The sequence below is a fragment of the Flavobacterium sp. genome (assembly GCF_035195345.1).
GTDB lineage: Bacteria > Bacteroidota > Bacteroidia > Flavobacteriales > Flavobacteriaceae > Flavobacterium.
In genome coordinates, this window is the sequence record NZ_CP136574.1 from 1,169,666 (window position 1) to 1,194,127 (window position 24,462).

A 24,462-nucleotide genomic window follows, 5' to 3' on the forward strand; every position below is an offset into this window, starting at 1 on the left:
TGATTGACATAGGTTATACGAACAAATTTAAGAAATGTTTCATTCTAAAGCTATTTTATTTTTTAGTTGAACTATTTTTAGAGAGCATCACGTAGTTTCCTACCAACAATAAACAGTAAAAAACAGAACTAAATTATTGATAATGAAATCGCAAGACATTCGTAAAGCATACCTTAATTTTTTTGAATCAAAAGGACATTTAATTGTTCCTTCGGCGCCTATCGTTTTAAAAGATGACCCAACGTTAATGTTTAACAACTCGGGAATGGCTCAATTCAAAGAATATTTTTTAGGCAATGGAACTCCAAAAAGCCAAAGAATAGCCGATACGCAAAAATGTCTTCGTGTTTCTGGAAAACACAATGATTTAGAAGATGTAGGTTTTGATACTTATCACCACACCATGTTTGAAATGCTTGGAAACTGGTCGTTTGGCGATTATTTCAAGAAAGAAGCACTTGATTGGGCTTGGGAATTTTTAACTGAAGTATTGAAGTTAGACAAAGACCGTTTGTATGTTTCTGTTTTTGAAGGTAATCCAGCAGAAAATGTACCTTTTGACCAAGAAGCGTTTGATATTTGGAAACAATACGTTTCGGAAGACCGTATCATTTTAGGAAATAAAAAAGATAATTTCTGGGAAATGGGCGACCAAGGTCCTTGTGGTCCTTGCTCTGAAATTCATATCGACTTGAGAACGGATGCTGAGCGTGCTGCTGTTTCAGGAAGAGATTTAGTCAATGCTGATCATCCACAAGTTGTGGAAATTTGGAACAACGTATTCATGGAATTCAACCGTAAAGCCGATGGTTCGTTAGAGAAATTACCAGCACAACACGTAGATACCGGAATGGGATTTGAACGTTTGTGTATGGCTATGCAAAACGTAACTTCAAATTATGATACGGATGTTTTCACACCGCTTATTAGCAAAATTGAAGAAATTACAGGATTAAAATATACTTCAAACGAAGTAAAAAACATATCAGAAGATCAAAACAAAACCAACATTGCAATTCGTGTAATCGTTGATCACGTTCGTGCAGTGGGGTTTGCTATTGCTGATGGACAATTACCATCAAATACGGGTGCAGGTTATGTAATTCGTAGAATTTTACGCCGTGCGATTCGTTACGGATTTACATTTTTAGGAACTAAAGAACCTTTCATAAATAAATTGGTGGAAGTTTTAGCCAACCAAATGGGCGAATTTTTTCCAGAAATCAAATCGCAACAACAATTGGTTACGAATGTAATTCGCGAAGAAGAAGCATCTTTCTTAAGAACTTTAGAACAAGGATTACAATTGTTAGAAAATGTAATGGCTGAAACCTCTGGAAAAGAAGTTTCAGGTGCAAAAGCATTTGAATTGTATGATACTTTTGGGTTCCCAATTGACTTAACAGCCTTAATTCTTCGTGAAAAAGGATACGATTTAGACGAAGCAGGTTTTAATGTAGCAATGCAAGAACAAAAAGCACGTTCGCGTGCCGCTTCTGAGGTTTCTACTGAAGATTGGAACGTTTTAATCCCAGGAAACGTTGAAACATTCGTAGGTTATGATCAAACAGCAAATGAAGTAAAAATCACTCGTATTCGTAAAGTAGATTCTAAAAAAGACGGTGTTTTGTACCAAATTGTTTTAGATAACACGCCATTTTATCCTGAAGGTGGTGGACAAGTGGGTGATAAAGGAACGTTAGTTTCAGCCAACGAAACGATTGAGATTATTGACACAAAAAAGGAAAATAATTTAATACTACATTTTGCAAAACAACTTCCAGAAAATATTGAAGCTGGATTTGTAGCAAAAGTAAATACTGATTTAAGAATCTCGACTTCTAAAAATCACTCCGCAACGCACTTGATGCATTTGGCTTTGAGAACTATTCTAGGAACACATGTGGAACAAAAAGGTTCGTTAGTGAATCCAAATTACTTGCGTTTTGACTTTTCGCATTTTTCTAAAGTTTCAGATGAAGAATTGCGTCAGGTGGAAGCAAGTGTAAATACACAAATTGAAGCACAATTACAATTAGTAGAACATAGAAATATTCCAATTAAAGAAGCATTAGATAAAGGTGCTATGGCTTTATTTGGTGAAAAATATGGCGATAACGTTCGTATGATTGAATTTGGAAATAGTAAAGAATTATGTGGTGGAATTCACGTGAAAAACACCGCTGAAATTTGGCATTTCAAAATTATATCTGAAGGAGCAGTTGCTGCTGGAATTCGTCGTATCGAAGCAATTACGGGTGATGCTGTGAAAGATTTTTACACTTCGCAAGAGAACACGTTAGCGGAAATCAAAGAAGTATTGAAAAACCCACAAGATGTTTTAAAATCGGTAGCTTCGTTACAAGATGATAATGCGAAGTTGAAAAAACAATTAGAGCAATTAGTAAAAGAAAAAATTGAAGGATTAAAAAATACGTTAGTTTCCGATTTCCAAGAAATCAACGGAATCGAATTTTTAGCAAAGCAAGTAGATTTATCGATGAGTTCAACTAAAGATTTAGCACAAGCTATTGGAACTTCTAAACCAAATGCGTTTGTATTTTTAGCTTCAATTGAAGATAATACGCCAAATATTCACTGCTACATTTCAAAAGAATTAATTGCCGAAAAAGGATTAAACGCAGGAAACGTAATCAGAGAATTAGGAAAACTAATAGACGGAAATGGCGGTGGACAACCTTTCTTCGCATCAGGAAAAGGAAAAAATGTAGGTGGAATTAAGGAAGCGTTGGAGAAAGCGGTTGAGTATGTGAAATAGCACGCAAAGGCGCAGAGACGCAGAGTAAAAGCTAAATTATGCTATGTGAAAATACGAGTAATAAAAGCAAACTCATTTTAAAGCTCAGCGACCCTGCGTCTTTGCGAGAAATAAATTAACAATATGTCTGAGAACGAAATATCTAAAATCATAGTCGATATCAGTTACAAAATCCACACTCAATTAGGTCTGGGATTGTTAGAATCAGTTTATGAAACAATTTTGGATTATGAATTAACTTCTCATGGCTTAAAAGTTGAAAGACAAAAATCATTACCAGTAATTTGGAATGAAGCTAAAATGGATATTGGTTTTTGAGCAGATTTAATAGTCGAAAATAAAGTACTAATTGAAGTAAAATCAGTTGAGCAAATTGCCTTAGTTCATCCAAAACAAGTACTAACCTATTTAAAAATCACAGGATTAAAATTAGGCTTATTAATTAATTTCAACGAACCATTAATAAAAACAGGAATTGTCAGAATAGTAAACAACTTATAATCTTTGCGACTCTGCGTCTTTGCGAGAAATTATTGCACTACTGCAATCGCTTCAATTTCAATCAACCATTCTTTTCTTCCTAAACTTTGAATTCCAACTAAAGTGCTTGCTGGATAATTTTCATTTCCTAGAAAGGTTTTTCGAACTTTTCTAAAAATAGGTAAATCCACTTCAGGATTAAAATTTACGATGTAAGTGTTCATTTTTACCACATCTTTAAAAGTAGCATTGCAATTTTGAAGTTGCCTTTCTAAATTTTGAAAAGTGGCAATGGTTTGAGCTTGTAAATCTATGCCATCCCCTATTTGTCCTGAAATGTAAAGCGTTTTAAAATTTCCTGTTTTTACTACTACTGTTTGAGAAAAACCTTCGTTGGGTTCTATATATTGTTTTTCAATCATTTTTTAACTAATTAAATGCTGAGTAAAAATACTCGTTTTTTGTAAAAAGTAGTTTAAATTTGAAGCCTAAACCTAAATGATTTGCAATTTACCACCAAAATAAACGTTAAAGAAAGCTGTTTTCCAATCAATTACGATTCGAAAATCTTGCTAATAGGTTCCTGTTTTGCAGAAAATATGGGGGATAAATTTCAGTATTTTAAGTTTCAATCTTTTGTAAATCCGTTTGGAATTATTTTTAATCCCGTTTCTTTAGAAAAGTTAATTCGTCGTTCGGTTGAAAATAGAAAATTTACCGAAAATGATATTTTCTTTCACAAAGATTTATGGCACTGTTTTGAAGTGCATTCTGAATTATCAAATCCGGACAAAGCAACATTTTTAAATAATTTAAATTTAATGGTCGAATTGACACATCGACAAATTGAGACAGTAACACATTGCATTATAACCCTAGGAACGTCGTGGGTGTATCGAAACATTGAATCTAAACAAATTGTGGCTAATTGTCATAAAGTGCCGCAAAAAGAATTTATAAAAGAATTACTACCTATTCATCTGATTGAAGAAAGTTTAGAAAGCATCATTTCTTTAATGCATACGGTTAATCCAAATTGCAAATTTATATTTACTATTTCACCCGTTCGTCACATAAAAGACGGATTTACAGAAAATACATTAAGTAAAGCACATTTAATTGCCGCAATACACAAAACAATCAACCATCATACATCACCTATCTCCTATTTTCCTTCTTACGAAATCATGATGGATGAATTACGGGATTATCGTTTTTATGCAGAAGACATGTTGCATCCCAGCCAAACAGCAATAGACTACATTTGGATTAAATTCTTTGAAAATTATATTTCTGAATCAGAATTTGGACTGATGAACGAGATTTGTTCCATTCAAAAAGGATTAAAGCACAGACCGTTTAATCCAAACACAGCAAGTCATCAAAAATTTCTAGTGGATTTAAAAACAAAAATGACAACTATTGAAAAAAAGTTGCCATTTATATCTTTTGAAAGTGAATAAACTAACTATTTAGCATTTCAATTTCTAATTGTACGTTTTCCCAATCTTCTAATAATTGTTCTAACTCTTTTTTCTTTTTTTCGTATGCTGCAAAAAAAGTAGCATCTTCGATATGCTTATCAAAATTTGAAGCTAGTGCTTTGTCATCTAATTGAATATCTTTTTCTAATTGCTGAATTTGACTTTCAATTTTACTCAATCTATTTTGTAATGATTTGGCTTTCTTTTGGTCTTCGTAAGAAATATTTTTAACAACTTTATTGCTGCTTGCATTCGAAACCACTTCTTTCTTTTCAATTTCGCGCATATTTATGGCGTTTTTCTGTTCTAAGAAGAAATTAATGTCGCCTAAATATTCTCTGATTTTCTGATCTTTGAATTCGTACACAATATTAGACATACCTTGCAAGAAATCACGGTCGTGAGATACTAACAACAATGTGCCTTCAAATTGCTTTAAAGCGGCTTTTAAAACGTTTTTAGACTTAATATCCAGGTGATTCGTTGGTTCATCCATTACCAAAACGTTTATCGGTTGTAAAAGTAATTTACAAAGCGCCAAACGATTTCGTTCACCACCCGAAAGTACCTTTACTTTTTTCTCTACATCATCGCCACGGAACAAAAAAGAACCTAACATATCACGCACTTTAGAACGATTTGTGTCGGATGCAGCATCTTCCATAGTTTGCAACAACGTAATTTCGCCATCTAAATATTCCGCTTGATTTTGAGCGAAATATCCCAATTGCACATTATGTCCTAATTTAATAGAACCTTCGTATTCAAATTCGTTTACAATAGCTTTCATAAACGTTGATTTTCCTTGACCATTTTGCCCAACGAAAGCCACTTTACTACCACGTTCTACTAAAAGTGAAATATCTTTTAAAATAGTTTTATCACCATAAGCTTTGGTAACATGTTCGGCCTCTACAACAACTCTTCCTGGAGTTTGCGAAACCGGAAACGAAATATTCATCACCGAATTGTCGTCTTCATCGACTTCAATTCGTTCAACTTTATCTAGTTTTTTAATCAACGATTGCGCCATTGATGCTTTGGAAGCTTTGGCACGAAACTTTTCAATTAACTTTTCAGTCTCTTCAATTTTTTTAGCCTGATTTTTTTGTGTAGCCAATTGTTTTTCACGAATTTCCTGACGCAATACTAAATATTCAGAATACGGTTTATTAAAATCGTAAGCTTTACCTAAAGAAATTTCAATAGTTCTATTGGTTACGTTATCCAAAAACATCTTATCGTGCGAAACGATAACAACTACACCTGGGAAATTTCGTAGAAAACCTTCTAACCAAATGATACTTTCAATATCCAAGTGATTCGTTGGCTCATCCAAAAGCAAAATATCGTTAGATTGTAATAATAATTTTGCTAATTCGATACGCATTCTCCAACCACCTGAAAAAGTATCGGTTTGATTATCAAAATCTTCTCTTTTAAATCCAAGTCCTAACAGGATTTTTTCGGTATCACCCACATAATTATAACCACCTAACATTTCATAATGATGTGTAACATCGCTCAATTCTTCAATTAAATCAGAATACTCTTGACTTTCATAATCAGTTCTAGTCACTAATTGATGATTGATTTCATCGATACGAAATTCGGCACGTTTGATTTCTTCAAAAGCTTGATAAGCTTCTTCTAAAACGGTTCTTCCTTTTACAAAATCAATATCTTGACGAAGAAATCCCATTTTAACTTCTTTTTCAGTTGCAATCTGACCAGAATCAGGTGCGAAATCTTTCGCTAAAATTTTCAACATGGTTGACTTTCCAGCGCCGTTTTTACCCACTAGTCCTACTCTATCTCCAGAACCTAATCTAAAAGTTACTTCTTCAAAAAGATAAGTTCCACCAAATGAAACCGATAAATTATGTATGTTTAGCATTTAATTAATTTAAATGTTTGTTGTAAAAAAGTTACGATTCAAGTAAACTTAAAATTCAGCAAACAAATTGATATATGTAATAATTGTTACACATAGAATAGTTAGTTATTGTACCTTTGTGTAAAATATTTTGCAAATGTTAAAAAAAGGATCCATATTAAATAGTATTTTAACAGGAAGTTGTCCAACTTGTCATGAAGAAAGCATGTATTTAGACAAAAATCCGTATAATGTTATGAATGTTTACAAAATGCATGAAAATTGCAACCATTGCGGAACCAAATATAAAATGGAACCTTCATTTTTTTACGGAGCAATGTATGTAAGCTATGCTCTTGGAATTGCATTTGGAGTTGCTGCTTTTATAATTACCTATTTTTTTGTTGGAGAAAAAAGTTTAGTCAACAATTTTATTATAATCATTATTACATTAATTGTGTTTATGCCGGTAATTATGCGATTATCTCGTAATATTTGGATCAATTTGTTTATGACTTACGACAAGGACTGGAAACAACATAAAGGAGAAAAGAAAGCTACATTACGATAAACAAAAAAACCGAAATAAATTAGTTTAGGTTTTTTTTATAACATCTTATAATATCAATTTCTTTTTCCAACGGAAATTGATTTTCAATGTGTTCAAAAAGCTGATTAGCTAAATACGGACCTAGCATTACTCCGCGTGTACCTAAACCATTTAAAACATGTAATTGCGGATATTTTGGATGCGTTCCAACAAGAGGTCTTCTATCTTTAACCGTTGGTCTTACACCTGCAAAATGTTGAACAATTTCATAATCGCACGAAATTAACTCATTCAGTTTTTCAATTAATTCTTGTTTTCCTGCTTCAGTAGGATTATTTGTTTTATCAGACCAATCATACGTTGCGCCAACTTTATATAAATCATTACCAATAGGTAGCATAAAAACACTTGATTTTATAACAACATCTAATTTTAAATTGGGGGCTTTAATAATAAGTAATTCACCTTTAGTTCCATCCAAAGGTAAATCATTAAAAAATGGATTAGAGTGTAACCCAAAACCTTCTGCAAAAATGATATGTTTAGCTTTTATGCCTTTGTATTGAACTTCATTTTCTAAAAAATCAATATTATCGTAATCGAATGGTTCAGAAGAAAAACAATTTAATGATTTTAAATAATTAGTATACGCTTCAATTAAAATTGAAATTTCAAGATAACCCGTATGTTTCACTTTTCCATAATGAAAAGGAGACAGAATGCTATTATAAGAAGTAGTAACCAATTTGGAATCTAAAAAAGGAGCTAAATTAGGTTTATCAGCAGCTTGGAACCAATTATTTTGCTCTTCAACTGAATATAATTTACGAAGAATAGGCAATTCAAAATCAAAAAACACATTTAATTTAGATTGTATATTATGGTACAATGGAAATGCAAAATCGATTTGATCTTTGGCTTTCCAAACTTCACTAAATCGTTTTAAAACAACTGGATTATATAATCCTCCAGCAACACGCGAGGAAGGTTGTGAATTATTATCAAAAACATAAATTGATTTATTATTTTGCAAAGCTATTTCTGCAAATGAAATTCCGGCTAAGCCATTTCCTACGATTATATAATCTATCATGGTGTAAAATTAAAAAACTCTTACCAAATGGTAAGAGTTTTTTAAATGAAATTGGAGAAATACTATTAATAATTCCACATATCTTGTTCAAAGTCACGAATCTTCTCTTTTACACGATCAGATTCTAACAATTGCATTTGAGCATTTTCTTTCATATAGTCAGCAATTTTACGGTCTCCGTAAACATTCTCTTCCAAGTAAATTACTCCACTGAAACGACGTGCATTTAAAATGTGGTCAAATGAAAATGGCATAGCTGAATTTCTATTATTGAATGCAGTAGCTTCATGCAGAATATCTCTTGTTGAAGGGAAATATACCCAAAACAATTCAACCATTTCAGGGTTTGGATTATCCATTTCATATACATCAGGAACAACTGGACAAATACCTAATAAACGATATTTCAATTCCCCTTGTCTCTTATCAAAATACCAATAACCAACCACCTTGTATGCATCAACATTATATGCCTCAATTTCTGTTTTTCTAATATACTCTTCAGAAATCTTTTTTGTACCTTTTCTGTAAGCTTCAATATCTTCATTCATTTGCTCACGACCTACATCAGTAGTATCAATTTTGAACAAAGAAGCCTCAATATCTTTTAAAGATTTTTTAGATGTAAAATAACTTGAATCATAAACTTCAGTAATTGTACCATCTTTAATACCTTTAACTAAGACATTATAAAGGGGTCTTCTATCAGGAGATGACATTACATCACCTTCAACAGGGAAATATAAAGGAAAATTAACTCTCTCATCTAAATCAATTATTTCCCAAATACGCTTACCCATTAAAATATCACGATCATGTACATATCCATAAGGAAGTGGCTTGTCATTATCTGCACTTAATTCTGCCTGAGTCTTTTTACCGATTTGATCAGGTGTCTTAGCGTTTAATAAGTTTGATTGAGCAAAAGTAGTAGTACTTAAAACTAAAACTAAAATTGCAATACTATTTCTCCAATTCATTTTATTCATATTTTATTTGGTTTATATTATAAACTCAAATTTATTTAAATTATTGTATTTCGTATGTACAAGGTGATACTCTCTTAGATTCCTGATCGATACCTACAAACTTAGCTTTAATTTCATTAATGATGATAACATCACCTTTTGAAGCTTTAGCAATAACAGCTCTTGCTCGAGAATCCATTTTATTGCCTGAAACAACAACAGTTGGTTGACCAGGAACTTTAATGTTAAATTGAGTCACATTAACAGTTACTGGAAAATCAAAATCTTCCATAATAGCAGTTACTGAACAAACTTCTAAATTGTTTTTAGGACCCTTATTTTTCTCAGAACCACCAACTTTTCCTGTTGGAGCTGGTAAACCTTTAATTCTAAATACTTGTGCACTAGACATTGCTTTACCATCAGGCATAGTAGCTGTAACATTGATTTTTACCTCACTACCAGAACCTGCTTTTAACATAAATTTACCATCACCTACCTTAGTCATTCCAGGAGCACTAGCATTCACTTTATTAGAGGCAATTCCAGGTACAGATATTGAAATTGGATTAGGAACACCACGGTATACAACATTCATTTTATCAGCAGAAATAATAGCTTGATTAGGACGAGGAACAACAACATAAGTACCTTCAAAATTTAAAGGAATTTCTTTACCATCTTCTAAAAATCCAAATTTTCCTGAAAAAGTTTGTTCACCAATTCCACCAGCTGTCATTGAGATAACTGCTTGACCATTATCAATTTTACCAGGACCATCAAAAGATGTAGGGACTGTGTTAGCATCATAACGACCTAAAACAACTTTACCTTTTACTGTTTCACCTTGAAAATAAGCATTTTTTTCTAAGACAACAATAGCTTGAAAATTCTTCATTGATGCAGCAGTTTTCAATGCATTACCTAAAAATAAATTATAAGCTCCTGCTTCAGTATTCTTAACATCATTCTGCATTGCAGTAATAAAAGTTAAAGTAGATACTGCTGGAAAACCTTTAGCCTTATAATCTAAAAATTTAATTTTTACTCCTTCTTTATTAGCTATATCAGCAGTAGAAAATTTCTTTTCAATTTCTTTGATAAAAGGAATATATTTCACATCATTACCTAATACTTTCTTGATATCAGCAACATATTTATCAATTCTTGTAACAATTTCAGTTCCTCTAGGACTATATCCATCACCTTTAAACCATTTTTCATCAATAGTTGATTTATCCATAGATTCAAAAGGTAACTTACCTGTCTTTTCATCAGGAGTATAACCTTCAGTAACTTCAGATTTAACAGTTTCTAAAAACGCAATGAAGTCTTTAGAAATCTTAGCTACATCCTTAGCTTTTTTTGCAGGCTCTGCATATTTAGCTGGTTCATCAGCTGCCTTTGTATTTAAAGCTGATAATAAATTATTGTTAGCTTCTTCAGTTAATTTATTTGACTCTGTAAACTTGTCATTAAAATTACCAAAAGCTGATAATACTTCTTTTGACATATTTAATGCCAACATTGCGATGAAAACCAAATACATAAGGTTAATCATCTTCTGTCTAGGGGTTAATTTTCCTCCTGCCATTTTTTCTTTAAATTAGTTTTAATTAATAAATTTTTAATGATAAACTAATTATCCTCTGTTACTCATAGCAGTAAGCATTCCTCCATAAACAGCATTTAAAGATGCAATGTTAGAAGTCATTGATTGCATTTGCTCTTTCAATTTAGCAGCATTATCAGCAATTTCTTGATTTGCAGTAGCATTTCTAGAAGCGCTGTCTAATTGCAATTTATATAAATTATTTAAAGCTTCCATTTGTGCAGCCGCTGTAGACATTTCCTCAGCATATTTCTTTTGACCAGCCATAGCATCTACAGTTGGAGAAATAGATTTAGCAGCACCTTCAAAATTTTTGATACTGTTGCCTAAACTAGCCATTAATTCACCATCAATTTTAGCTTCTTTTAACATATTATCTAATTTTTGAGATAATAACCCTTGAGCTTCTGCTGGATTTTCTTTTTTATCTTTAGCTTTAGCTTCCCCACCTGCTAATTCAGGATAAACCAAAGACCAATCTAATTCATGTTCTACTGGCTCAAATGCAGATAATGCAAAAATAGCCGCTTCTGTTAATAATCCTACGATAAGCATAATATCTGCACCAGTCCAATGTTGTAATTTAAATAATGCTCCAACAATTACTACTGCTGCTCCCATTCCATAAAGGAAACCCATCATTTTTTTGCTTAATAATGCCATAATAAATAAAATTTAGTTAGTTAAGTTAATTATATAATAAAATTGGTTAATACTATTTTGGTCTGTTACCTGTTGTAGCCGTACCCATATAATCTTGTACAGTTCTAAAACCGATATAACTTCTTGCCGAATCTGCATACTCATAATCTCGTGTTGAAACCTGCATAAAATAAGCAACATCTTTCCAAGAACCACCTCGAACTACTTTTCTTTGATTCTTTTTATCTGCTACATGTGGATTCATTGTAGAAACAAACTCATATGCTTCAGCATAATATGAAGATTCAGTCCATTCAGAAACATTACCAGCCATGTTGTATAAGTTAAAATCATTAGGCTCATATGATTTAGCTTCTACAGTATACAAAGCACCGTCAGCAGCGTAATCACCACGATTAGGTTTAAAGTTAGCCATAAAACAACCTCTGTCATTTTTAGCATAAGGGCCACCCCAAGGATAAGTTCCACCTTCAATTCCACCTCTTGCAGCATATTCCCATTCAGCTTCAGTTGGCAAACGGAATGAATTTACCTGATCTCTTCCTTTTTTCTTTTTAACATAGGCATTTTTATACATTGTTCTCCAAGCACAAAATGCTTTAGCCTGATTCCAAGACACTCCAACTACTGGATAATCCCCATATGCTTGATGCCAAAAATAGTCGTTGTGCATAGGCTCATTGTATGAGTAAGCAAAATCTTTTATCCATGCGGTTGTATCAGGATATATTTCAATTGGCGGTGCATCTTCATAAAAGTTTTTACGTCCCTTTTTCTTTACCGCTTTATTTAAGTCAACTTGATTATATTTAAATTTTAATTTCGAAGCATCTATAGTCTTTAAACCATTATACGACTCAGATTCAGGTAAATACATAGAATCCATAACCTCTACATAAAATTCATCAGGATACTTACTTGGCTCCTTAATTACCTTAATTTTTTTATTTAATTTTCTACCTGCATAAATATCATCATCAGTACCTACACTATAATAATTCTCATACATGTATTTATCATAAGGAGTCATTTTTTCAGGATCAACGTCAGCAAAAGCAAAATCGCCAATTCCATCACCTGGTTTTTTACCTTGCTCATCAGCAAAAATAGCTAAGCGTGTTCTAATTGTTGAATCTTTTACCCATTCAACAAACTGACGGTACTCGCTATTTGTAATTTCTGTTTCATCCATATAGAATGAGCGAACCGTAACTGTTTTTGTAGGTGCGTCTTGAATGTTAGCTAAATCATCATCGGCTTTACCCATAATAAAAGCTCCTCCAGGAATTAACGTCATACCGTAAGGTTTTTCAGGATGCCATTTCCTTCCTTTAACTCCTACTAATTCTCCTTTATCGCCTTTACCACAACTGATAAATAATGACAAAATTGCTGATAATGCAACAAACTTCTTCATATAAACTTGGGTTAAATATAATTTCTATTTAAGGGCGTAAACCTATTCAATAATTTTGAAAAAAACAACATTTTTTTTAAAAAGTTCAAAATTTATTAAATTTAAAGTTTACGTTTGAATTAACTTTACGTTAACATATTAAAAAACAACTCTTTTAAGCTATATTTCTTCTTTGGGCTTTCCACCATCTTTCTGGAATTTCTTGCTCGCAAGCCGCTAAATAATCTTCATGCATGCAAGGTAATAACGTATTTCTTTTTAATTTATTGTTAACATGTGTTAAAAAAGGTATTTCTATCCACCATCTTCCTGTTATATTACTCTTATAAAACACCAATTCTTCATCTTCAATTAAGACAATATACTTAATATAATTTTCTTTTGTACCAAATGGATACTCATTTGAACGAAAACAAAAGCCTTCTATAAAGTACCATAACATTTGAGTTATTAGAACGACTTCGTTTGTATTTGAATTAAAATTAAAAATTCCAAATGAAGTTACTTTATCACTAATTCCGGCATAACGTGCCAATGCACATATTTCTTTCCCTGTAAATCCGTTAGGAGAAAATTCCTTATTATTTCCAGAATAAGACGACTGAACTGCATTCATATCTACACTTACTAAATCTGCATCTCTAAAAACAGGTTCTGCAACTGCAATATTATTGGAAACTTCTCCTAATCGATAAGCTTCAAAATATAATTTTTCAATTAAATCAATTTCTTCTTGTGAATTATAATAGGTTTGAAAGCCAATATTAGCATAATTAAATAGATTATTTGGCTCTTCAACAATAATTTTTGACAAAAAAGAATTGTAAACCAAAGAATCTTCTTTAGCAAAACCAAATTTACTATCCACAGAAACTAAATTCACCATTTGATCTAAATTATCATAGGCACGATACATTGCGTACGTTAAATCTTGACTGCCACCTACAATAATTGGTGTAATTTTTTTCTTTACAAGCTCTTCAACAAGCTTTTTTACAACAAAATAAGTATCTTCTATACTTTCACCTGCCTCAACAGAACCTAAATCTACTATAGAAACATTCCAATTTCCAGGATATAAACTGTACAATTGTTTTCTAAATTCTTCAAAAGCAAAATCTTCATTTTCTTTATTTGCACCTCTATATTCATTAACCGTGACAATAGCTAACGATACATTTTCTAAAACCGGAAAATCGGTTTGAGTGTGCAACGCAACTTTTTTACCTAATGTTTGATTAGATAATTTTGAAATAAATTGTTCCACTGAAACCGAAACAGGTTGCAAAAAATCAAAAACCATTTGCTATTTCTTTTTTGTTGTTGTTTTCTTAGCTGTTGCTTTTTTTGCAGGCGCTTTTTTTGCTGGTGTTTTCTTTTCAATCATTTCTTGAACTTGCTCCAAAGTCAATTTAGAAGCATCAACATCTTTGCTTAATTCTATTTTGATTTTCCCTTTTGTAATTACCGAACGACCCCAACGTGCTTTTTCCACTTTGATGCCTTCTGCTTTCCAATCGTGCAATACTTTATCAATATCTTTTTGTTGTTTTTCTTCAATTAATTCATTCAAATCTGATTGCGATAAATTATCGAAATTATATTTTTTATTCACATTGATAAACATGCCGTTCCATTTGATAAAAGGACCAAAACGACCAACACCCTTTTGAATAGGCAAATTATCATACGTTCCAATTGGAGCATCTGCTTGTACTTTTTCATCAATTAAACCTTGAGCTGTTTCCATAGTTACATCCATTGGATCAACTCCTTTTGGCAACGAAATAAATTGGGTTCCAAATTTCACATACGGTCCAAAACGACCATTGTTTACTTCTATTTCTTCTCCTTTGTAAGTCCCTAGTTGTTTTGGAAGCAAGAATAAATTCAACACCTCTTCTAACGTAATATTTCCAATATTTTGATCTTGACGTAAACTAGCAAATTGTTTATTTTCATCAACAGCTTCTCCAATTTGAGCCATTGCTCCGTATTTTCCTAAACGAACCGAAACTTGTTTTCCTGAAACAGGATGCACACCTAAAATACGTTCTCCACTTTCTCTATCGGCATTTTTTTCAACATCAACTACATTAGGATGGAAATGGGTGTAGAAATCATTCATCATTTTTGCCCAATCCACTTTTCCTTCTGCAATTTCGTCAAAATCTTGCTCTACTTTTGCTGTGAAATTGTAATCTAATATTGTGTTGAAGTTTTTAACCAAGAAATCATTCACGATAATTCCGATATCAGTTGGAACTAATTTCCCTTTGTCCGAACCTACATTTTCAGTTAAAACTTGAGCTTTAACTTCGCTGTTTTTCAAAACGATTTGTATATATTTTCGTTCTTGACCTTCAAAACTACCTTTCTCAACATAAGTTCTGGCAATAATCGTTGAAATAGTTGGTGCATACGTAGATGGACGACCAATTCCTAATTCTTCTAATTTTTTAACCAAAGAAGCTTCGGTGTAACGACTTGGCGGACGCGAAAAACGTTCGGTAGCTGTAATATAATTATTGGCAAGTTTTTCGTTTATTTTTAAAGCAGGTAGCATTCCTTCTTGTTCCTCATCATCATCATCATGTCCTTCCAAATATACTTTTAAGAAACCTTCAAATTTAATCACTTCTCCAGTTGCTGTAAAAGTTTCTGAATGATTGCTAGCTTCAATTTTTACGTTGGTTCTTTCTAATTCAGCATCACTCATTTGAGAAGCCAATGTTCTTTTCCAAATTAAATCATACAAACGCGCTTGATCTCTATCAATAGCTACTGTGTGACGCGACATATCCGTTGGACGAATGGCTTCGTGCGCTTCTTGTGCTCCTTTTGATTTGGTATTAAAACTTCTTGGTTTAGAAAATTCCTTTCCGTAGTAACTTGTAATTTCAGCTTGAGCTGCTGCCATTGCTTCTTGCGATAAGTTTACACTATCCGTTCTCATATACGTTATGAGTCCGGCTTCGTATAAACGTTGTGCAATTTGCATCGTAATTCCAACAGGTAAATACAATTTTCTAGCCGCTTCTTGTTGCAACGTTGAAGTCGTAAAAGGCGCTGCTGGTGATTTTTTGGTTGGTTTCGTTTCTAAATCTCCTACTTTGTAGGATGAACCCATATTTTTAGTTAAGAAATCTTCTGCTTCTTTTTTAGTAGCGAAGTTCTTAGGTAATTTTGCTTTAAATGCTTTTCCAGCTTCGTTAGTGAATTCAGCCGTAATACTGTAAGAAGCTTCTGGATTGAAATTTTGAATTTCTCTTTCGCGTTCTACAATCAAACGAACAGAAACCGATTGCACACGACCAGCTGACAAACCACCTTTTACTTTTTTCCAAAGTACTGGCGATAATTCGTAACCTACTAATCTATCTAAAACTCTACGCGCTTGTTGCGCATTTACTAAGTTATAATCAATTCCTCGTGGATTTTCGATTGCTTTTTGAATAGCCGTTTTCGTAATTTCGTGAAAAACGATACGTTTTGTTTTTTCGGGTTTTAAATTTAATTCTTCAGATAAGTGCCAAGAAATTGCTTCTCCCTCACGGTCCTCATCGGAAGCTAACCAAACCATTTCGGCATTTTTAGCTAATCCTTTTAATTTTGTCACCAATGTTTTTTTATCCGCCGAAACTTCATATTTTGGTTTAAAACCATTTTCTACATCTACTCCAATTTCTCTTGAAGGTAAGTCGGCAATATGGCCGTAACTCGACTCTACTTGATACTCACTTCCCAGAAATTTCTCGATGGTTTTTGCCTTAGCTGGTGACTCAACGATTACTAAATTCTTTGCCATTTCACTTTTTGTTTGTTTGGCAAAAGTATAGGTTTTTTTTAAATTTTAACATCCTGAACTTTTTTTTACCTTCAATTACCCTAAATATTGGCTAAATTATACCTATATATATAGGTGTAAAATCCATGTAAAACGGCTACTTAGAATCGGAAGAAAAAATAATTTAAAAATTTCATGTTAAACCTTTTCTGCCATCTTGTCAGATTTTAGATTTTAGTATTATCTTTGCAATCCGAAACTTCGGAATGATTTAAAGGAATCTTTGATATGGAAAAGGTAATTGATGAAAACAAACAAGGTCAGAGTCTAGTGCTTGACCAAAAAGAAGGAAATACAAAAAAACTTTTTATAGAGAGTTATGGTTGCCAAATGAACTTTTCGGACAGCGAAATTGTGGCTTCAATTCTTTACGAAAACGGATATAATACTACTCAAAATCTTGAAGACGCAGATTTAGTTTTGGTAAACACTTGTTCTATTCGCGATAAAGCGGAACAAACGATTCGTAAACGTTTAGAAAAATACAACGCAGTTAAGAAAATCAATCCAACGATGAAAGTCGGGGTTTTAGGTTGTATGGCAGAACGTTTGAAAAGTCAGTTTTTAGAGGAAGAAAAAATTGTGGACATGGTGGTTGGACCGGATGCTTACAAAGATTTACCCAATTTATTAGCGGAAGTAGAAGAAGGAAGAGATGCCATCAACGTAATCTTATCAAAAGAAGAAACGTATGGTGATATTTCTCCCGTTCGTTTAAACAGTAACGGTGTTAATGCTTTTGTTTCAATTACAAGAGGATGTGACAATATGTGTACGTTTTGCGTTGTTCCTTTTACACGTGGTCGTGAGCGTAGTCGTGAACCACAAAGTATTATTGACGAAATTCAAGATTTATACGATAGAGGTTTCAAAGAGGTAACCTTGTTAGGTCAAAATGTAGATAGTTACCTTTGGTATGGTGGTGGTTTGAAAAAAGACTATGAGAAAGCTACTGAAATGCAAAAAGCGACTGCTGTTGATTTTGCGCAATTATTAGACAAATGTGCAACGTTGTTTCCAAAAATGCGTTTTAGATTTTCTACTTCGAATCCGCAAGATATGCATGTTGAAGTGATTGAAACCATGGCAAAACACCATAATATTTGCAACTACATTCACTTACCTGTTCAAAGTGGAAGCACTCGAATTTTAAAAGAAATGAATCGTCAACACACCCGTGAAGAGTACATGACGTTGATTGATAAAATATACTCAATTATTCCAGACATTTCATTATCGCAAGATATGATTGCCGGTTTCCCAACAGAAACTGAAGAAGATCATCAAGACACATTAAGTTTGATGGAATATGTAAAATACGATTTCGGATTTATGTTTGCGTATTCAGAACGTCCAGGAACATTAGCAGCCCGCAAAATGGAAGACGATGTGCCAGAAGAAGTAAAGAAGAGACGTTTAAATGAAATCATCGATTTACAACAAAGAATTGGTTTAGAAAGAACACAACGTTTCATTGGACAAGAAGTAGAAGTATTGATTGAAAAAGAATCAAAACGCTCGGATGCACATTGGAGTGGAAGAAATTCACAAAATACCGTAGTGGTTTTCCCAAAAGAAAATTACAAGGTAGGCGAATTCGTACTAGTAAAAATCACAGATTGCACCGCTGCAACATTAATTGGAGAAGCGGTTGGATATTCAGAATTAATGAATTAATTTTTTTTGTTTCAAGTTCCAAGTTTAAAAGTTTCAAGTTAACTTTCTAAACCTGGAACTTGAAACCTGAAACAACATATATGGAATCAGTACAAGCTATAAAACAACGATTTGAAATTATTGGGAACGACCCAAAACTCAATCGTGCCGTGGAGAAAGCCATTCAGGTAGCTCCAACGGATATTTCGGTATTGGTAACAGGTGAAAGTGGTGTAGGAAAAGAAAGTATTCCAAAAATCATTCACGCGCTTTCACATAGAAAACACGGAAAATATATTGCTGTAAACTGTGGTGCTATCCCTGAAGGAACAATTGACAGTGAACTTTTTGGTCACGAAAAAGGTTCTTTTACAGGCGCAACCAACACGCGTGAAGGTTATTTTGAAGTAGCCGATGGTGGAACTATTTTTTTGGACGAAGTTGGCGAATTACCTTTAACCACGCAAGTACGTTTATTACGTGTTTTAGAAAATGGTGAATTCATTAAAGTGGGTTCATCACAAGTGCAAAAAACAAATGTTCGTATTGTAGCGGCTACGAATGTGAATATGTTTGATGCCATTGAAAAAGGAAAATTTCGTGAAGATTTATTTTATCGTTTGAGCACGGTTGACATTATGTTACCACCGCTTCGTGAACGTAAAGACGACATTCATTTATTGTTTCGGAAATTCGCATCAGATTTTGCGCACAAATACAAGATGCCTGCCATAAAATTAGATGATGACGCGATTCAATTATTGATAAAATACAGATGGAGCGGAAATATTCGTCAATTGCGAAATGTGGCTGAACAAATTTCGGTTTTAGAAACCAAACGTGAAATTTCATTGCAAACGCTTCACTCCTATTTACCTCAGGAAAATGCAAATTTACCTTCTGTGATTGGAACTAAAAAATCGGAAAGTGATTTTAGCAACGAAAGAGAAATTTTGTACAAAGTTCTTTTTGACATGAAAAGCGATTTGAACGATTTGAAAAAGCTTACGATGGAATTGATGCAAAACGGAAGTTCAAAAGTACAAGAAGCAAATAAAGGATTAATTCAGAAAATTTACGGAAAACCCGAAGAAAATACTATTTTTGAAGAAGAACCAAGAGTTGAAATGTTTTCAAAACAAAACAATTTAGTTCCAGAAGTTTTCGAAGAGGAAGATGATGATCAAAATTATTTATTTGCAGAAACTGTTGATGAGGAAGAAACCTTAAGTTTAGAAGCGAAAGAAATTGAATTAATCAAAAAATCGTTAGAACGCAATAAAGGAAAACGAAAAGCGGCGGCTGATGAATTGGGAATTTCAGAACGAACTCTGTACAGAAAAATTAAACAATACGATTTATAATGAGATATTTAATAATTGCTTTTAGTATTACTATATCACTTCTAGTTAACAGTTGTGGAGTTTATAATTTTACTGGAGCAAAACCTGTTGATGCAAAAACATTTCAAGTGAATTATTTTCAAAATAATGCGCCTTTGGTGGAACCAGGAATTGAAAGAACTTTTACTTTAGAACTGCAAGACATTATACAAAGTCAAACCAATTTAAATTTAGTATCACAAGGTGGTGAATTACTCTATGAGGGTGAAATTGTAGACTACAGAGTTACTCCAATGACCGCAACAGCCGATCAAAGAGCTGCACAAAATAGATTGACAATAACAATAATGGTTAGATTTAGCAACCGAAACAAAGAAGAAGATAATTTTGAAAAACGATTTTCATTCTTTTATGATTTTGATGCCAATCAGCAATTAGTCGGTTCTCAATTAACAACCGCTTTAGATGTGATTTTTGAACGAATAACACAAGATGTTTTCAACGAATCGTTAGCAAAATGGTAATTAATTTATAAATTTTGAACATATCCGATTTAACATATCTTTTAAACAAGCCCGAAACTATAAACGAAAAGCAAACTATTGCTTTAGAGAATGTAGTTTTGCAGTTTCCTTATTTTCAGGCGGCTCGTGCATTACATTTAAAAGGTTTGTTTAATCAAGATAGTTTTAGATACAATTATGAATTAAAAAAAACCGCTGCTTACACTACCGATAGAACCATTTTATTTGAATTTATAACTTCTGATAATTTCACAGCAATCCAACAAGAAAAAATTGATGCAATACAAAAATCATTATTAAATATTGAAGTGCATCATGTAGAAGAGGTAATTGAATTGCCTCAAATAGAAACCATTTCTATTAAAGAAGAAAAAGTTGAACAAGATGAAATTATAAAAACTTCGGGAGAAAAATTAGACCTTGGGAAACCCCTACCTTTTACTCCAACCGAAAAACATTCGTTTCAAGAATGGTTACAATTGACGAAATTCAGTCCAATTGAACGCGAGATTGAAGATAAAATCATTGAAAATAACCCAGAAAAACAAAAAAAAATAGATATAATAGATAAATTTATTGAAGCCAATCCAAAAATTGCTCCAGTAAAAGAAACGACCAAACCGCCTGCAAATATTAGTAAAAGTACAGAAGAACCAACACACTTAATGACAGAAACATTAGCAAAAGTATATTTAGAACAAAAAAAATATTCAAAAGCAATACAAGCTTTTGAAATATTAATTTTGAAATATCCAGAAAAAAGTAGTTTCTTTGCAGACCGAATAAATGAAATCAAAAATTTACAACAAAATAATAATTAATTATGGGATTCACAGGTTTTTTAATTGCGATAACAATTGTTTGTTTTTTATTAATCTTAGCTATTATGGTTCAAAACCCTAAAGGTGGAGGTTTATCTTCTTCATTTGGTGGTTCTCAACAATTAGGTGGAGTTCAAAAAACAACTGACTTTTTAGATAAAAGTACTTGGACGTTAGGAGGGATTTTAATTGCTTTGATTTTACTTTCAAGTTTTAGCTTTAACGGAGCTGCAACTGGTTCAAAAGTTTTAGGAGAAGATGAAACATCAGTTCCAACAACAACTATTCCTACAACACCAGAAGCTACTAAACAAGCTGCTCCTGCTGCAACAACAGCACCAAAAGCAACTGATTCTACAAAATAAGAATTGACAAATTATATAAAATGCCAGCACTGACATGCTGGCATTTTTTTTCCGAAAAATTGGCAGAAATTAGCTTTGGCACAATTTCTGAATAACAACAAGCAACAAATTAATTTTAATAAACAAAATATTCAACTATGTCATTAAACATTAAACCTATTTCAGATCGTGTAGTGATTGCTCCATTGGCAGCAGAAACTACTACAGCTTCAGGAATTATTATTCCAGACACTGCAAAAGAAAAACCTCAAAAAGGGACTGTTGTAGCCTTAGGAAATGGTAAAAAAGATTACACCATGACTGTAAAAGTTGGCGATACAGTATTATATGGTAAATATTCAGGTACTGAATTCAAATATGAAGGTAAAGATTACCTAATTATGAGAGAAGACGAAATTTATGCAATTTTATAAAGTATTAAGATTGAAGTATTGAGTATTAAGACTAATAAACAATAAAAAAATTATCAACCGAATCTAGAATTCTAAATTCTAAATTCTAAATTCTAAATTTAAAAATGGCAAAAGATATAAAATTCGATATTGAAGCGCGCGATGGTTTAAAACGTGGCGTTGATGCATTAGCAAATGCAGTAAAAGTAACTTTAGGACCAAAAGGAAGAAATGTAATTATTTCGAAATCATTTGGCGGGCCAACTGTAACTAAAGATGGAGTTTCTGTAGCAAAAGAAATCGAGTTACAAGATCCATTAGAAAATATGGGTGCTCAAATGGTAAAAGAAGTAGCTTCTAAAACCAATGATTTAGCGGGTGACGGAACAACAACTGCAACGGTTTTAGCACAAGCTATCGTTAAAGAAGGTTTGAAAAACGTAGCAGCTGGAGCAAACCCAATGGATTTAAAAAGAGGAATTGATAAAGCTGTAGAGACAATTGTTGCTGAATTAGGAAAACAATCGGTAGCTGTGGGTGATTCATCTGAAAAAATTAAACAAGTGGCTTCTATTTCTGCTAATAATGATGATACGATTGGTGATTTAATTGCAACTGCTTTTTCAAAAGTAGGAAAAGAAGGTGTTATCACTGTAGAAGAAGCTAAAGGAATGGATACTTACGTTGATGTGGTAGAGGGAATGCAATTCGACAGAGGTTATTTGTCTCCTTATTTCGTTACAGATGCTGATAAAATGGTGGCAGAATTAAGCAATCCATACGTTTTATTATACGATAAAAAAATATCAAACTTACAAGAATTATTACCAGTTTTAGAACCAGTAGCTCAATCTGGAAGACCTTTATTAATTATTGCTGAAGATGTTGATGGACAAGCATTAGCAACATTAGTAGTTAATAAATTACGTGGTGGTTTAAAAATAGCTGCTGTAAAAGCACCAGGCTTTGGAGACAGAAGAAAAGCTATGTTAGAAGACATCGCTATCTTAACTGGCGGAACTGTAATTGCTGAAGAAAGTGGATATTCATTAGAAAATACTACTTTAGACATGCTTGGAACAGCAGAAAACATTACAATTGATAAAGATAATACTACAATTGTAAATGGTTCTGGTGATGCTGAAAACATTAAAGCTAGAGTCAACCAAATCAAATCACAAATTGAAACAACTACTTCAGATTACGATAGAGAAAAACTTCAAGAACGTTTAGCTAAATTAGCTGGTGGTGTTGCTGTTTTATATGTTGGAGCTGCTTCTGAAGTTGAAATGAAAGAGAAAAAAGACCGTGTTGATGATGCTTTACATGCAACTCGCGCAGCAGTTGAAGAAGGAATTGTTGCTGGTGGTGGTGTTGCCTTAGTAAGAGCAAAAGCGGCTTTAGCAAACATCAAAGCAGAAAACGCAGACGAAGCAACAGGAATTCAAATCATCAATAAAGCGGTTGAATCTCCTTTGAGAACTATTGTTGAAAATGCTGGTGGCGAAGGTTCTGTTGTAATTGCAAAAGTTACAGAAGGAAAAGACGATTTCGGATTCAACGCTAAAACAGGAGAATATGTTCAAATGTTAGCTGCTGGAATTATCGACCCTAAAAAAGTAACACGTGTAGCTTTAGAAAATGCAGCTTCTGTAGCAGGTATGATTTTAACTACCGAATGTGCTTTAATAGACATCAAAGAAGAATCATCGAGTATGCCAATGGGCGGAGGAATGCCAGGAATGATGTAATTCGAAGTGCCAAGTACGAAGTGAAAATTACAAAATATAAAAACCCCGATTTTGAAAATTTCAAATCGGGGTTTTGTATTTATTTTCTCCAATCAAAATTGGTTACATAAGTTAATCTTACTGTGGGATTACTTTCTTGAAATGTATTGGTGTAATTCCAAATATTTTGATGAATATAACTCAATTGCATCTGATGGTTTTTATCAAAATTATAACCAACTCCACCTATCAATCGATTCTGATTTAAAAAGGTTTTTCCTGCGTTGGATCCAATATTCATAAAAACCTCATCACCAAACAAAGCAAATAGCTTCGTTACCTCTTCTTTTTTCATTAAAGGATAATTAAATAATAACATATATCGTAATCGGTTTCGGTAATCGTAATGATCAATTTCTAAATTGCCATTATATTGTGTTTTCGCAACTCCAACATATCGAAATTCATCTCGTAATCGGTGTGTAATTTTTAAATTACCATTTACATGTACAAAGGTTCCTTGCATCCAAAAATGATTTTCTGGAATACTAATTTTATTCATTGCTAGATTTCCATAGGAATAGGTGTTGTAATGACTAAATCCAACACTTCCCATAAACTTTTTAGTAAACTGATAATCTATTGAAGGCCGAATGAAATATTGTTGCTTTTCCGAAAATCCGTTGGCGTAGCGCATTGTTGCTTCAAATGAAATAGAAAACTTTTCAGTAATCATATTCTTTCCAAAATAGTGCAACCAAATATTATTATTGCTTTCTTTAAGTTGTGCAAAACTACTATACATGGTAAATAAGCTCGCTATTACTAAAAAGAACAGCGAGCTTCTATTGAACTTCATAAA

The 24,462-nt window shown here is 32.8% G+C and carries 20 protein-coding genes and 1 pseudogene; 11 read left to right on the plus strand and 10 right to left on the minus strand.

Translation table 11 applies throughout. The annotated features are described in order from the left end of the window. The first annotated feature begins 142 nt into the window (after positions 1–142). Complete coding sequence (alaS, locus tag RSE15_RS05735) at positions 143–2,779, plus strand: alanine--tRNA ligase (protein ID WP_324070036.1); 2,637 nt, start codon at positions 143–145, stop codon at positions 2,777–2,779. A gap of 123 nt (positions 2,780–2,902) precedes the next feature. Beyond that, positions 2,903–3,280, plus strand: a pseudogene (locus tag RSE15_RS05740) (GxxExxY protein). Positions 3,281–3,309: 29 nt separating this feature from the next. On the opposite strand, the gene RSE15_RS05745 reads toward RSE15_RS05740, so the two are convergent. Beyond that, positions 3,310–3,681: a RidA family protein gene (locus RSE15_RS05745; RefSeq protein WP_324070038.1), complete on the minus strand. Its 372-nt coding sequence runs from the start codon at positions 3,679–3,681 to the stop codon at positions 3,310–3,312. Positions 3,682–3,858: 177 nt separating this feature from the next. Between RSE15_RS05745 and RSE15_RS05750 the strand changes: the two genes are divergently transcribed. Next, the gene (locus tag RSE15_RS05750) at positions 3,859–4,722 is read left to right on the plus strand and encodes a GSCFA domain-containing protein (RefSeq protein ID WP_324070039.1); all 864 of its coding nucleotides are present in this window, start codon (positions 3,859–3,861) and stop codon (positions 4,720–4,722) included. Between the two features lies 1 nt (position 4,723). Here RSE15_RS05750 and RSE15_RS05755 read toward each other — a convergent pair whose 3' ends face one another. After that, on the minus strand, positions 4,724–6,640 hold the full coding sequence (locus RSE15_RS05755) for an ABC-F family ATP-binding cassette domain-containing protein (protein WP_324070041.1): 1,917 nt from the start codon (positions 6,638–6,640) through the stop codon (positions 4,724–4,726). A gap of 136 nt (positions 6,641–6,776) precedes the next feature. On the opposite strand from RSE15_RS05755, the gene RSE15_RS05760 reads away from it, so the two are divergent. Beyond that, entirely contained in the window at positions 6,777–7,190 is a 414-nt protein-coding gene (locus tag RSE15_RS05760) for a DUF983 domain-containing protein (RefSeq protein ID WP_324070043.1), read from the plus strand. 19 nt (positions 7,191–7,209) lie between these two features. Here RSE15_RS05760 and RSE15_RS05765 read toward each other — a convergent pair whose 3' ends face one another. The 7 genes from RSE15_RS05765 to topA all read right to left on the minus strand — a co-directional run bounded on the left by RSE15_RS05765 (position 7,210) and on the right by topA (position 16,730). After that, entirely contained in the window at positions 7,210–8,262 is a 1,053-nt protein-coding gene (locus RSE15_RS05765; protein WP_324070045.1) for an NAD(P)/FAD-dependent oxidoreductase, read from the minus strand. 65 nt (positions 8,263–8,327) lie between these two features. Further along, the gene (gene gldN / locus RSE15_RS05770; protein WP_324070047.1) at positions 8,328–9,242 is read right to left on the minus strand and encodes a type IX secretion system ring subunit PorN/GldN; all 915 of its coding nucleotides are present in this window, start codon (positions 9,240–9,242) and stop codon (positions 8,328–8,330) included. Positions 9,243–9,291: 49 nt separating this feature from the next. Then, the gene (gldM, locus tag RSE15_RS05775; RefSeq protein ID WP_324070049.1) at positions 9,292–10,824 is read right to left on the minus strand and encodes a type IX secretion system motor protein PorM/GldM; all 1,533 of its coding nucleotides are present in this window, start codon (positions 10,822–10,824) and stop codon (positions 9,292–9,294) included. Positions 10,825–10,872: 48 nt separating this feature from the next. Continuing rightward, positions 10,873–11,505, minus strand: coding sequence for a type IX secretion system motor protein PorL/GldL (gldL, locus tag RSE15_RS05780; protein WP_324070051.1), 633 nt, complete (start codon positions 11,503–11,505; stop codon positions 10,873–10,875). Between the two features lie 52 nt (positions 11,506–11,557). Beyond that, positions 11,558–12,922: a T9SS ring complex lipoprotein PorK/GldK gene (gene gldK, locus RSE15_RS05785; RefSeq protein WP_324070053.1), complete on the minus strand. Its 1,365-nt coding sequence runs from the start codon at positions 12,920–12,922 to the stop codon at positions 11,558–11,560. A gap of 154 nt (positions 12,923–13,076) precedes the next feature. Then, complete coding sequence (locus tag RSE15_RS05790) at positions 13,077–14,225, minus strand: formimidoylglutamase (protein ID WP_324070055.1); 1,149 nt, start codon at positions 14,223–14,225, stop codon at positions 13,077–13,079. A 3-nt stretch (positions 14,226–14,228) separates the two neighbouring features. After that, on the minus strand, positions 14,229–16,730 hold the full coding sequence (gene topA / locus RSE15_RS05795) for a type I DNA topoisomerase (protein WP_324070057.1): 2,502 nt from the start codon (positions 16,728–16,730) through the stop codon (positions 14,229–14,231). Between the two features lie 267 nt (positions 16,731–16,997). On the opposite strand from topA, the gene miaB reads away from it, so the two are divergent. From miaB to groL, 7 genes are all read left to right on the plus strand, one after another. Beyond that, positions 16,998–18,446, plus strand: coding sequence for a tRNA (N6-isopentenyl adenosine(37)-C2)-methylthiotransferase MiaB (gene miaB / locus RSE15_RS05800; RefSeq protein WP_324070059.1), 1,449 nt, complete (start codon positions 16,998–17,000; stop codon positions 18,444–18,446). Positions 18,447–18,526: 80 nt separating this feature from the next. Beyond that, positions 18,527–19,789: a sigma-54 interaction domain-containing protein gene (locus tag RSE15_RS05805; RefSeq protein ID WP_324070062.1), complete on the plus strand. Its 1,263-nt coding sequence runs from the start codon at positions 18,527–18,529 to the stop codon at positions 19,787–19,789. Then, positions 19,789–20,292, plus strand: coding sequence for an LPS assembly lipoprotein LptE (locus RSE15_RS05810; RefSeq protein ID WP_324070064.1), 504 nt, complete (start codon positions 19,789–19,791; stop codon positions 20,290–20,292). Before RSE15_RS05805 ends, RSE15_RS05810 begins: the two co-directional genes overlap by 1 nt. A gap of 14 nt (positions 20,293–20,306) precedes the next feature. After that, positions 20,307–21,113, plus strand: coding sequence for a tetratricopeptide repeat protein (locus RSE15_RS05815; protein ID WP_324070065.1), 807 nt, complete (start codon positions 20,307–20,309; stop codon positions 21,111–21,113). Next, the gene (gene secG / locus RSE15_RS05820) at positions 21,113–21,478 is read left to right on the plus strand and encodes a preprotein translocase subunit SecG (protein WP_324070416.1); all 366 of its coding nucleotides are present in this window, start codon (positions 21,113–21,115) and stop codon (positions 21,476–21,478) included. Before RSE15_RS05815 ends, secG begins: the two co-directional genes overlap by 1 nt. A 137-nt stretch (positions 21,479–21,615) precedes the next feature. After that, complete coding sequence (locus tag RSE15_RS05825) at positions 21,616–21,891, plus strand: co-chaperone GroES (RefSeq protein ID WP_324070067.1); 276 nt, start codon at positions 21,616–21,618, stop codon at positions 21,889–21,891. 104 nt (positions 21,892–21,995) lie between these two features. After that, positions 21,996–23,621, plus strand: a complete 1,626-nt coding sequence (gene groL, locus RSE15_RS05830; RefSeq protein ID WP_324070069.1) for a chaperonin GroEL — start codon at positions 21,996–21,998, stop codon at positions 23,619–23,621. A gap of 79 nt (positions 23,622–23,700) precedes the next feature. Here the strand turns inward: groL and RSE15_RS05835 are convergent, their stop codons facing one another. Further along, entirely contained in the window at positions 23,701–24,459 is a 759-nt protein-coding gene (locus RSE15_RS05835; RefSeq protein ID WP_324070071.1) for a DUF2490 domain-containing protein, read from the minus strand. Positions 24,460–24,462 lie beyond the last annotated feature (3 nt).